An 11,612-nucleotide genomic window follows, 5' to 3' on the forward strand; every position below is an offset into this window, starting at 1 on the left:
TTCTGACTATTTTATTATATATTCATTGTTGACAAAATATAACACATAGGTGTAAATTACATATATAGACTAGCAATGAATTAACATAAAGAAGATGCCAGCATTTAACGACTGGATTAATTTTAAAGAGGAGGAAGAAATATGAGTACAACAAAGAAAAATGGACAAGCTGAAGAATCTCTTCAGACCAACCAATTAGTTGACACACTTTGGAATCAATATGAACAATCCTTAGACCGTGCCAGAAAGATTCGTGAAAACAGGGAAGATGCTTATTTAAATGCAGTTAAAGAGGTAGTAAAGTTTAATCAAGAATTTAGATTTTCGCTTGGAAATCTATATCGTACTTTTAGAAATACCAATAGTGAAATAGTCAAGGGTGTTTCAAAGGGACTTGTAAAAGAAGCAGAAGCTAAAAAAGTTGTTCGCCCAGAATTAAAAGAACAAATTGAAGAAGTTAATGGCCGGCTCGAACAATTGGTGGCAGCTCCGATCGCTGCGGGCCTTGATTTGGTTGCCCGCACCGAAAATAGCTTTATTGAGAATAGTGAAAAATATGTTGAGTACTCAAGAGCGCGCAGAGGCAGCTGGCAGCAAGTTACAGATGGTTATGTAAAAGCCGCAAGAAAAAGCCATCAACAAGTGGTTAGTCGCCTTGAAGAAAGTGTAAAAGTATTTGTAAATGCAAAATAATGCTTTTAAACACTGCTGTCCATTTGGATAGCGGTGTTTTTATTTTTTTCTCGTTGGCTTTAAAGCTGTTTTGTTTTCATAAAATATAGAGTATAAAGAGGAAAATTTAATCATTTTCGGCTATGATAGAAAGTAAAGGATTTCAGGAAAAAAGAGGTTCAGCTATGCTAAAGAGTTTACTGACATTCCAAAAAGCGAACGGGATAGCACCGTATATTTGGACTGTTCTCTGTATTTTGCCATTTTATTTTATATTTCAGGCCCCAACTACACTGCAAATTGTTGTCGGGATTGCGCTGACACTGGCTTTCTTTATTTTCTATCGAATTGCCTTTATTTCTAAAGGCTGGCTTGTATATGTTTGGACCTTGATTTTGATTGCGATTTCCATAACTGCAACAAGCCTATTCAGCTATGTCTATTTCGCTTTTTTTCTTGCTTACTTTTTAGGAAATATCAAGGATCGGGTTGCTTTCTTTACGTTGTACTTTATCCATTTGCTAAGCACTTCCGCTTCCATCAATTACAGCATTGTTATCCATGAGAAATTATTTTTGCAGCAACTCCCGTTTGTCATCATTATTTGGATTAGTGTTATTCTCCTTCCATTTAGTATCCATAACCGCAAGGAGAGGGGGCAGCTTGAAGAAAAACTCGAGGATGCTAACAAACGGATTTCTGAATTAATTAAACTCGAGGAGAGGGAACGGATTGCCCGCGACCTTCATGATACACTGGGGCAAAAGCTTTCCATGATTGGGCTAAAGTCTGATTTAGCTAGAAAATTAATCTCTAAGGACCCCGAACAAGCCCGAAACGAGCTAAAAGATGTTCAAGCTACGGCACGAACTGCATTAAGTGAAGTGAGAAAAATGGTTTCCTCTATGCGGGGAATTCGTTTAAAGGATGAAATTCAGCGTATTAAACAAATGCTTGCAGCCGCTCAAATCGGTCTGGAATGCAGCGGAGAATTTATTTTAACAAATGTCTCTCCTTTTACTGAGAATATTTTAAGCATGTGCTTAAAAGAAGCGATTAATAATGTTGTTAAACACAGCGGGGCTAGCAGCTGTTTAATCTCTATTGATCAAACGTGGAAAGAAGTCGTGATGACGATACATGATAATGGTTCTTTTAAAACTGCCAAAGGGAAATTTTCTGATGGACATGGTTTGAGAGGAATGCAGGAAAGGCTGGAATTTATCAACGGCAGTTTAGAGCTATTGACAAGCAATGGTACTGTGATAATTATTAAAGTCCCTGTAGACTTAAAACCTCGCCAGGATAGGAGCGTTGGAAATGATTAGGATTGTCATCGCCGAAGATCAACAAATGCTACTCGGTGCTTTTGGGTCATTACTTAATTTGGAAGAGGACATGGAAGTAGTGGGGAAGGCCACAAATGGAGAAGATGCCGTTACACTTGTCAAGAAACTAAGTCCTGATGTCTGTATAATGGATATTGAAATGCCCGGTAAAAGCGGACTTGAGGCTGCAGAGGAAATTAAGGGTCTGAGCTGTAAGGTGATCATTTTGACAACCTTTGCCAGATCAGGGTATTTTCAGCGTGCTTTAAAGGCCGGGGTAAGAGGATATCTTTTAAAGGATAGTCCAAGTGAAGAATTGGCAAGTTCCATCCGAAGTGTTGTGGCAGGAAGACGAATCTATGCGCCAGAATTAATGGATGATGTATACGCCGAAGAAAATCCATTAACAGACCGGGAACGTGAGGTATTAGAACTGGTAGCAGGCGGCAAAAACACAAAAGAAATAGCGGAAGAGCTTAGCATCAAAACAGGGACGGTCCGGAATTACATCTCCATTATTCTCGATAAACTGGAGGTGAAAAACCGGATTGAAGCCATAACCCAATCAAAGGAGAAAGGCTGGTTCAAATAGGTTTTCCTGCTTACTTATTATTAATCGAAACGGATGCCGATAAGGCATTCTTTTTTTAAACAATTTTTTATTTAACCAAATCAGCCAATAATTTTCATTTCTTAACTTTTTTACAAAGGGAACATTAATATTGAACAAAGTTCTGAGGAGGGAAATATATTTGAATATAAAGAGAATCATTAGCTTTTCTCTCATCCTGTTCATGTTTTTGTTTAGTGTTCCTTTTGCATCAGCAGCGCCAACAGAAACAGAACTAAACCAGTATTTGCAGGAAATTGGCTGGACGAAACAAGATCTTCAGAATTATCTTGACTTTTATGAAATTCCTTTAAATGAATTTGCTTCAATTGATGAACTTCGTGAGTTCCTCGGAACTCCTATCAATGAACAAAATTTGCAGGGACTGTTAACGAAGTATAACCTCTCCCAGAAAGAACTGGATGATTTGATGAGTCATTTTGGTGATTCGCTGGGGGAGTATAAGTTCATCGAGGATTTAGACTCCGTATTAGACTTTTATGTCAATCATGATGAGTATATGGCAAATATAGAAAGTGAATTAAATGAAATTGGGATTACTGAAGAAGAGTCTGAGAAGTTTTTCAATTATCTTGGGCAGGTAGAAGAGAAAAACAAATTTCAGCTGGACCAATTGGATTTGTACGACTCTCTTTTGGAAAAGTTTACAGGGCTTGATGATCACACCGACCTTACAGAAGAACAGCTGGATGAATTGGTGCAAATACTCACTGAAACCATTGAGACTTATGAAATCAAGGTTCAATTTAAAGTCAATAATCAGAATATCTCCTTAAAAGAACTGCTAAAAATGAAGGAGGCGCCTGATAATTTGTATATTGGTGTATCTAGTATTGCAGGTGAACCTTTAATTGACTTTACAATACCAGGCTCATATTTCCAAACTGGAGAAACAATTGACAAAGGAGAACAAATGATTCATTTGGGTGAAATCTCCAATGAGTTTATTGATCATCTTCATGATGAAAAATACCAAAATGCAGATAACCGATATAAATAAGGATAACCCGCCAGTTACCTGGCGGGTTTATTTCATCATGATCATAAGAATTTCAGCTCGATATAGTTGTTGGAAATTTGCCAATATAGTTTTTTATAAATTCGAATACTTCCATAGGACGTTCCTCTGGCAGAGCGTGGCCGGTTTCTTTTAAGATAATCAATTCCGAGTTTGCCAGGTCCTTGTTTAATTTCTGCCCAATTTTTAAAGGCACTGATTTATCTTGTTCACCCCAGATTAATAAGCATGGAGTTTTGATTTGTTTTAAAATTTCTGGTGGAAGATCGCCTTCGCGGTCGCGAATCATCCGTGTTAAGGCAACAAATATTTCATCCTGTAAAAAGGGCTGCAGATAGCCATTTATCATCTCTTCATTAATAATGGAATGGTTATAAAGGGCTTCTTGAAGGTTTTTCTCTACCCCAGTTCTGGCAAACCAATACTTAACGAAGCGATGAAAGTAAGGCAGGTAACTGGTAAGAATGAGCGGTAGTTTCGCGCGTTTTAAATACGCTGAACTGCAGAGTAAAATTGCCTTATCGGCAAGTTCCTGTTTTAAGTGAAGAATGTTTAAGACAATTTGTCCACCCATAGAATGGCCGATAAAAATCATTTTTTTCAAGCCCAGTGATTCAATAAGCTGTATGACAGTAACGGCTATATTTTTATAGGAGTAGATATATCGGCTGCATTTTGCACTTTTCCCAAAAGGGGGAAGATCAATAGATAGTACCTGATACTCATTCTTTAATAATGAAATTAAATGACGATAGGTGAAGGTGGAAGAAAGAAAACCGTGCAATAAAACAAAGGTTCTTTCTGCGTTTGGATTAGGATAAAATTCATAATAAACATTAATGTTATTTAGCGGCTTATATCCAGCTACAACATTCCGCTCCATCATCCTTCCTCCCATTAAATCAAGATAGATGAAATTAATATTCCCCCTTTTACTAATCCATACAACAATAATTTTAAATAGAGCATTTCTTAATTCCTAATTTTTTTAAAATTTCCAAAATAAAGTGTTTGAATTTTTAGAAAACTACCTGTATAATAAAAAAAAGCTCAAGGAGTTGATTTCCATGGAAAAGAAGTTACTAAATTCCCCGCAACATTCGGATGAAAATACTGATTCTGCCATTGCTGAGATGTTTTTAAACAACGCCCTGCTTGAATTTAAAAGGGAGAAGATCCGGAAGGAAATCGACAAAACGTTACAAGAGGGGAACAAGGAATTATTTCTTCAATTGACAGAAGAACTGAAGAAAATTAGCTAGTTCCGAACAACCTAATTTCATTATGACAAATTTGAAAAAGAAGCCCTATCCACTTTGGATGGGGCTTCTTGGCCGTTCTATGAGAGTTTCGTTTGGACCCCATACTCTTTTTTTGTATGATAAAGAAAAGGAATCGGGGGCGGTTTGTAGTGAAAGAGAAAATTATTGAGGAATTAAAAAAAATCGAAGAGCAATATGCCGTAAAAATTTGCTATGCTGTTGAGTCCGGCAGCAGGGCTTGGGGATTTCCTTCAAAGGACAGCGACTATGATGTTAGGTTTATTTATGTCCCCAAAAAAGAATGGTATCTTTCCATTGAAGAAAAACGGGATGTCATAGAACTTCCAATAAATAATTCCTTGGATATAAATGGATGGGAACTTCGTAAAGCACTTAGGCTTTATAAAAAATCAAACCCGCCCCTAATGGAATGGCTTCATTCGGGAATTGTATATTATCAAGCCTATTCCTTAGTGGATAAAATGAAGGCCATCCAAAACCAAGTGTTTCGGCCGCAGTCGGCCATTCATCATTACCTCAATATGGCCAAGAGGAATTACCGTGACTATCTTCAAGCAAATGAAGTGAAAATTAAGAAATATTTTTACGTGCTAAGGCCAATTTTAGCCTGTAAATGGATTGAAAAATATAATAGTGTCCCTCCTATTGAATTCCAGTCATTAGTGGCGGACCTCATTATGGACGGCCCTCTTAAAAATGTAATTAATATCTTGCTCGACAGGAAAATAAGGGGCGATGAACTTAACTTAGAGCCAAAGGTTGTTTTAATTAATGTATTTTTGGAGAATGAAATAAATCGTCTTGAAGAATACGCAAGGAATACGTCTTTACCAAAACAGGACATTTCCCCAATGTTGGATGAACTATTTAGGGACATACTTGACGAGGTATGGCCTTGATCAACAAAAAATATGTTACAATATAAAAAAATATTTTTACGAAAAATTTTGAATAAATAAAGATTGAGGGGAAGATTATGAATATCTTGGCATCGGATAAACTTCAAAAAATGTCATCGAGTATTTTTCAAGAGGTGTCCGATCAAAAGCAAAAGGCATTAATAAACGGAATTGATGTCATCGATTTGAGTGTCGGCAGTCCCGATTTTGCACCGCCAGCTTTTGTGGCCGAGGCATTATCAGCAGCTGCAATGGACCGAAGTAAATATGGTTACACTTTAAAAGGGATTCCTGAATTTAATGAAGCAGTCAGTTATTTTTATAAACAGCGTTACGGTGTTGAACTTAATTCCGCATCTGAAGTAATTCAGCTAATGGGTTCGCAGGATGGACTTGCTCATTTAGCGATGGCGGTTATTAACCCTGGCGATTATGTTCTGGTTCCTGACCCTGGATATCCAATCTATGAGGCAAGTGTGACGATTGCAGGCGGAAATATTTATCCAATGCCGTTATTGGAGGAAAACAGGTTTCTTCCTCAACTAGAGGAAATTCCTTTAGTGGTTCTAGAGAAAACCAAATTGATGATTATCAGTTATCCAGGTAATCCGGTTACGGCTCTCGCAGACAAAAACTTTTTCCAAGAGGTGGTACGTTTTGCCAAAAAGCATGAAATCCTAGTTTTGCATGATTTTGCCTATTCTGAGTTAATTTTTGATAACAATCCGCAGATTAGTTTCATGTCGATTCCGGGAGCAAAGGAGGTTGGGATTGAGTTTAATTCACTTTCCAAAACATTTAATATGGCTGGCTGCCGGATTGGCTATGCGGTTGGGAATGAACAAGCTCTTGCCACCTTGGCTTCATTAAAATCTCATATCGATTATGGTGTGTTTTATCCAATCCAAAAAGCAGCCATAACTGCTTTGACTTCGGATTTCTCCTTTTTGCAATCTCAAGTGAGAGAATACGAGAAGCGCCGTGATGCATTGCTATCAGGCTTATCAAAAGGCGGGTGGCAGGCATCAACATCCCCGGCGACAATGTTTGTCTGGGCAAAGATTCCAACAGGCTGGACATCCCGTCGCTTTACCTTTGAATTGATTGACAGTAAAGGAGTAGCGGTTATTCCTGGAGATGCGTTTGGAAAGCTTGGTGAAGGCTATGTCCGGATCGCCTTGGTTCAGCCTCCTGAACGGCTTTCCGAGGCGGCAGAGCGCATTCAAGAATTCCTTAGGGAAACTCAAGATTAATTCTATTTAAACCTTTCTTAACATATATCTTTAACAAAAGGCCTTCAAAAGACTGAAGGTCTTTTACTTTGAAGGGGAAGAGGGAGATTATGCCTAGTGGAATGCATCAGGTCGAACTTGATTTGCCAATTGATGTGATTTGGGACTTTGTAAAGGATATGGACAATTGGGCACCGCTTGTGCCCAACTATATTCGACACGAAAAGCTAAATGAGTATACGTCCACATGGGAGTTTAAAAGCGATATTGGCATAATGAAGAAGAAAATCAGCTTAATAATTGATATTAATGAATGGAAAGAACCAATCAGAGTCAGCTTTGCCTTAAAAGGCAAAAGTGAAAAATATTCTGGCGAAGGATTTTTCGAAGCGAAGGCAATAAACGTAAAAAGAACAAGATTAACAGGCTTTCTTGAAGTGAACGTTATTGGGAAGATGGCCGGAGCGTTGAACTCAAAGCTGGAAACTGCCCTCCCAGAAGCGGTGAAAGAAATGGCGGAGGCGATTTCGGAAAAGCTGGTGGAAGTTAAATCTGTTTAATGGAGGCATCCATTTCGATTAAACAAGGAATTCGCCATATATAAAAGTTAAGATAATCTTAAGCTTGGCATGGTAAGTTAGTCCCGAATCCACTATCAAGCAGATAGTAGACAGGGGGATTAGTGTATGTTAAGCAAAGTGCTAAAAAGAGGTATAAATCTATTCCTTGTTACCGCCATGGCAGGTATGGGTTCGGTCAATTTTACACCTGCTGTTTATGCCGAAACAACCGAAACAACCGAAACAACCGAAACAACCCAACAAACCCAGACGTCTTCTACATTAACAAAACTGGAAATCGAAGGAGTAAAGTTTGACAAGGAGTTTTCAGCAGATGTAAAGGAGTACTCAGCTTCCGTTGTAAATGAGGTTGATACCATTAAAATGCTAGCAGAAGGGAATGAATCAGCCTCTGCCATCACTATAAATGGTCAATCAGTTCTTAGCGGGACACCAGCTGTTTTTTCACTTCAGTCTGGCGAGAATATTTTTCAGGTTATCATCTATGATGCTAATGATATAGAAACTACCTATACTGTTTATGTAACAAGGTCCGCAAAGGTTGCGCCAGTATCTCCAGCCGTTGCAGCTAATTCGTCAGACATTTCTGCTGGCAGTGTTAATGAAACAACCATTTTGAGCAGCGCTAATTCCAGTTTTAAGTCAGGCCTTACACGTACGAATGCAAATGCAAATCCTGTTTCTCAATCTTCCACACAAGCAATGAGTGGAACAACGCAAACTGTAAGCAAGGCTAAATTGTCTACTTTAAGGGTCTCCGAAGGCACATGGGATAGTTCTTTTACTTCTGATGAGTATACATACCATATTGCTGTTCCAAGCGATACAACAGCCGTAACGATTCACCCAGCCGCCGCATCTCAAGGTGCCTCAATAACTATTGAAGGCGGAACTAACAAAACAATCCAGCTTGATAATGATAATAAAACAATTATTTCCGTAGTCGTCACCTATAGCGATAGTGACCGTAAAACCTATGTACTTGTCTTTGACAAATAAATTTCCTAAAAAGCCTGTATTCGCAGGTTTTTTATTTTTCTGGAATTTTCCCATTAAAAAGGAAATTTATTTTTTAACAAATTTCTGAAAATATGATATATTTATAAATAAAAATTTTAGTACATCATAAGATTAAAGGGAAGGTGAGAGTATGGCAGCAGATTTGATGAAAAAAGACAGCAGTCTTCCGTTACGTCGCGATGTTAAACTACTTGGCAAAATGCTAGGTGAGATTCTGGTAAACCATGGCGGTCAGGAACTATATGAGAAAGTGGAAAAAATAAGACTTATGTCCAAATCTCTTAGAACCCATTTTGACGAAGAAACTTATTCAGCGTTAAAACAGGAAATCGTTACCTTGAGCCCGCCGATGCGGAAACAGGTAATTCGAGCATTTTCGATGTATTTCCATTTAATCAACGCCGCAGAGCAAAACCATAGAATCCGCAGGCGTAAACAATATCACCTTCAAAGTGACGATATCGTCCAACCTGCTTCGATTGAAAGTGCAATCCTTTCACTGAAAGAAAATAAAATTAACTTGCAAACAATCCAAAACGTGCTGCAAAGCATATCACTTGAACTTGTTATTACAGCACATCCAACAGAGGCTGCAAAGCGCTCCATTCTTGAAATACAACAGCGAATTGCTGAAATTCTAAAAAAACTTGATCATCCACTGCTTTCAAACAGAGAGCAAAAAAAGCTCGAAGAAAGCTTGTTTAATGAAGTCGCCATTCTTTGGCAAACTGATGAATTGCGGCAAAATAAACCAACCGTAATGGATGAGGTAAGAAATGGGCTGTATTATTTTGATCAAACATTATTTGAGGTCCTACCTGATATCCATAAAGAAGTATCAGATAGTTTGGAGAAGTATTATCCTGAAACCTCTTGGGATGTTCCAAATTTCTTGCGGTTCGGCTCATGGATTGGCGGGGATCGGGATGGGAATCCGAATGTGACCCATGATGTAACCTGGGAAACATTAGGCCGGCAAAGGCGTCTTGTCTTGAAAAAATATAAAAATGTTTTAGTAGATTTAATGAAACGCTACAGCCATTCCACCTCAAGGGTAAAGGTCAGCGAAGAACTGCTGAAATATATTGGGGAAAAAGAAGATCTCTATTTGACAGAAGATAAAAAATGGCCTGTTCAAGCTGAGGTTTACCGACGCGCCTTCGCTATTATGATTGAGCGGGTAAAGCAAACCGGGAAATCAGAAATAGGCTACGGCAGGGCGGAAGAAATGCTTGATGATCTGTATTTAATAAAAAGAAGCTTAAAGCAGCATCATCCTGCCCGCCATGAACTAGGCATCATTGAAAAATTGATTCGTCAGGTCCAACTGTTTGGTTTCCATTTAGCCACACTTGATATTCGAAATCATAGCGGAGAGCATGAGTCCGCAATAACTGAAATACTTGGAAAAGTCGGCATAACTGAAACCTATGCAGCCCTCAGTGAAACTGAAAAATTGGAAATACTGCAGAAGATTCTCCTCGATCCTCGGCCGCTCCTATTATTACATGAGGATTACTCTATCGAAACACAGGAAATGATTAAAGTGTTTCAGATGATTAAAGACGCTCATGAGGAATTTGGACAAAGAGCGATTACTGTATATCTGGTAAGCATGACCCAATCACCGAGCGATTTATTAGAGGTTTTAGTTTTAGCGAAAGAAGCTGGACTATATCGTCTTCATGCGGACGGGACATTGACAAGCCATTTAAATGTTGCGCCGCTATTGGAGACTATTGATGATCTAACCGCTGGTTCACTCATCATGGAGAAACTTTTCAATATGCCAGTTTACCGCAATCATTTACAAAGCCTGCGCAATCAGCAGGAGATTATGCTTGGCTATTCAGATGGCAGTAAGGACGGGGGCACGCTGACGGCCAACTGGAAGCTTTACAAGGCACAGGTTGAAATTCATGAAATGGCGAAAAAATATCAAATCAGCCTGAAATTCTTTCATGGCCGCGGTGGTTCTTTAGGCCGCGGCGGCGGTCCTTTAAATAAGAGCCTTTTATCACAGCCGGCTGAAACTATAGGTGACGGCGTGAAAATAACCGAGCAGGGTGAGGTTTTGTCTTCCCGATACCTGCTTGAGGACATCGCCTACAGAAGCTTGGAGCAGGCTGTATCGACCCTGATACTTGCAGCAGCCCATGTTAGGGAAGAGGGAGAAGTGCGGGAGGTCTCATGGGAAACAGCAATTGAAGAAATATCAAATGCTGCTCTTGCTAAATATCAATCTCTTGTCTTTGAGGATCCTGATTTCCTTACCTATTTTCAATCTGCAACACCACTAAGGGAAGTAGGTGCTCTAAACATCGGCTCAAGACCAATGAGCCGCAAAAACCAAGGGCGCTTTGAGGACTTGCGAGCTATTCCGTGGGTTTTTGCTTGGACCCAAAGCAGACAGCTTCTTCCGGGGTGGTATGCTGCAGGAACAGGTCTGGAAGCTTTTGCTTCAGGCAGTGAGCAAAACCTAAAGCTCCTAAAGGAAATGTATCTGAACTGGCCTTTCTTCCAATCAACGATTGATAATCTTCAAATGGCTCTTATGAAGGCTGATATTACAACTGCTAAAGAATATTTAACACTTGTTGAAGATAAAACGATTGCTGAAAGAATTTTTACAAATATATTCGAGGAATATGAGAAAACAAAAGCGATTCTTTTGAAAATTACAGGGGACCAAGAATTACTCGACCATACTCCGAACATAAAAGAATCGGTGTTCCGCCGTAATCCGTATGTCGACCCACTTAATTTCCTTCAGGTCGAATTAATAAAAGAACTTAGAAAACAGGACGAGCCTGACGCTGCTATTTTGACGGAAGTTCTCTTAACCATTAGCGGGATCTCGGCCGGTTTGCGTAATACAGGTTGATTTTTGGGCCACAGACCTATTTAAGGTATGTGGCTTTTTTGAATTTTTTGTGAACTTTTATAAA

The 11,612-nt window shown here is 39.0% G+C and carries 11 protein-coding genes; 10 read left to right on the forward strand and 1 reads right to left on the reverse strand.

Annotation, left to right across the window (positions count from 1 at the left end; genetic code table 11):
• Positions 1-141 precede the first annotated feature (141 nt).
• From ACZ5AE_RS08570 to ACZ5AE_RS08585, 4 genes are all read left to right on the forward strand, one after another.
• Positions 142-693, forward strand: a complete 552-nt coding sequence (locus tag ACZ5AE_RS08570; protein ID WP_464571323.1) for a hypothetical protein — start codon at positions 142-144, stop codon at positions 691-693.
• Between the two features lie 164 nt (positions 694-857).
• Positions 858-2,000 (forward strand): sensor histidine kinase, encoded by a 1,143-nt coding sequence (locus ACZ5AE_RS08575; RefSeq protein WP_464571325.1) that lies wholly within the window; start codon positions 858-860, stop codon positions 1,998-2,000.
• A complete protein-coding gene (locus ACZ5AE_RS08580) occupies positions 1,993-2,592 on the forward strand; it encodes a response regulator (protein WP_464571327.1) in 600 nt (199 codons plus the stop codon). Before ACZ5AE_RS08575 ends, ACZ5AE_RS08580 begins: the two co-directional genes overlap by 8 nt.
• A 160-nt stretch (positions 2,593-2,752) precedes the next feature.
• A complete protein-coding gene (locus ACZ5AE_RS08585; protein WP_464571329.1) occupies positions 2,753-3,631 on the forward strand; it encodes a processed acidic surface protein in 879 nt (292 codons plus the stop codon).
• Between the two features lie 52 nt (positions 3,632-3,683).
• Here ACZ5AE_RS08585 and ACZ5AE_RS08590 read toward each other — a convergent pair whose 3' ends face one another.
• Positions 3,684-4,532 carry an alpha/beta fold hydrolase gene (locus ACZ5AE_RS08590; RefSeq protein WP_464573577.1) on the reverse strand — a complete coding sequence of 283 codons (849 nt, stop codon included), beginning with the start codon at positions 4,530-4,532 and terminating at the stop codon, positions 3,684-3,686.
• A 184-nt stretch (positions 4,533-4,716) separates the two neighbouring features.
• On the opposite strand from ACZ5AE_RS08590, the gene ACZ5AE_RS08595 reads away from it, so the two are divergent.
• The 6 genes from ACZ5AE_RS08595 (at position 4,717) to ppc (ending at position 11,548) form a co-directional block, all read left to right on the forward strand.
• A complete protein-coding gene (locus ACZ5AE_RS08595; protein ID WP_464571331.1) occupies positions 4,717-4,911 on the forward strand; it encodes an IDEAL domain-containing protein in 195 nt (64 codons plus the stop codon).
• A 149-nt stretch (positions 4,912-5,060) separates the two neighbouring features.
• A complete protein-coding gene (locus ACZ5AE_RS08600; RefSeq protein ID WP_464571333.1) occupies positions 5,061-5,831 on the forward strand; it encodes a nucleotidyltransferase domain-containing protein in 771 nt (256 codons plus the stop codon).
• A gap of 77 nt (positions 5,832-5,908) precedes the next feature.
• Positions 5,909-7,084, forward strand: a complete 1,176-nt coding sequence (locus ACZ5AE_RS08605; RefSeq protein ID WP_464571335.1) for an aminotransferase class I/II-fold pyridoxal phosphate-dependent enzyme — start codon at positions 5,909-5,911, stop codon at positions 7,082-7,084.
• Between the two features lie 101 nt (positions 7,085-7,185).
• Positions 7,186-7,623 carry a CoxG family protein gene (locus tag ACZ5AE_RS08610; RefSeq protein ID WP_464571337.1) on the forward strand — a complete coding sequence of 146 codons (438 nt, stop codon included), beginning with the start codon at positions 7,186-7,188 and terminating at the stop codon, positions 7,621-7,623.
• A gap of 126 nt (positions 7,624-7,749) precedes the next feature.
• The gene (locus ACZ5AE_RS08615) at positions 7,750-8,643 is read left to right on the forward strand and encodes a cadherin-like beta sandwich domain-containing protein (RefSeq protein ID WP_464571339.1); all 894 of its coding nucleotides are present in this window, start codon (positions 7,750-7,752) and stop codon (positions 8,641-8,643) included.
• A gap of 151 nt (positions 8,644-8,794) precedes the next feature.
• Complete coding sequence (ppc, locus tag ACZ5AE_RS08620) at positions 8,795-11,548, forward strand: phosphoenolpyruvate carboxylase (protein ID WP_464571341.1); 2,754 nt, start codon at positions 8,795-8,797, stop codon at positions 11,546-11,548.
• The last annotated feature ends 64 nt before the right edge of the window (positions 11,549-11,612 follow it).

The organism is Neobacillus sp. S1227 (assembly GCF_055385255.1).

Excerpts from the sequence above, each read along its gene's own strand:
- ACZ5AE_RS08570 (WP_464571323.1), top strand. The coding sequence starts at position 142 with ATGAGTACAACAAAGAAAAATGGACAAGCTGAAGAATCTCTTCAGACC.
- ACZ5AE_RS08575 (WP_464571325.1), top strand. The coding sequence starts at position 858 with ATGCTAAAGAGTTTACTGACATTCCAAAAAGCGAACGGGATAGCACCG.
- ACZ5AE_RS08580 (WP_464571327.1), top strand. The coding sequence starts at position 1,993 with ATGATTAGGATTGTCATCGCCGAAGATCAACAAATGCTACTCGGTGCT.
- ACZ5AE_RS08590 (WP_464573577.1), bottom strand. The coding sequence starts at position 4,532 with ATGGAGCGGAATGTTGTAGCTGGATATAAGCCGCTAAATAACATTAAT.
- ACZ5AE_RS08595 (WP_464571331.1), top strand. The coding sequence starts at position 4,717 with ATGGAAAAGAAGTTACTAAATTCCCCGCAACATTCGGATGAAAATACT.
- ACZ5AE_RS08605 (WP_464571335.1), top strand. The coding sequence starts at position 5,909 with ATGAATATCTTGGCATCGGATAAACTTCAAAAAATGTCATCGAGTATT.
- ACZ5AE_RS08610 (WP_464571337.1), top strand. The coding sequence starts at position 7,186 with ATGCATCAGGTCGAACTTGATTTGCCAATTGATGTGATTTGGGACTTT.
- ACZ5AE_RS08615 (WP_464571339.1), top strand. The coding sequence starts at position 7,750 with ATGTTAAGCAAAGTGCTAAAAAGAGGTATAAATCTATTCCTTGTTACC.
- ppc (WP_464571341.1), top strand. The coding sequence starts at position 8,795 with ATGGCAGCAGATTTGATGAAAAAAGACAGCAGTCTTCCGTTACGTCGC.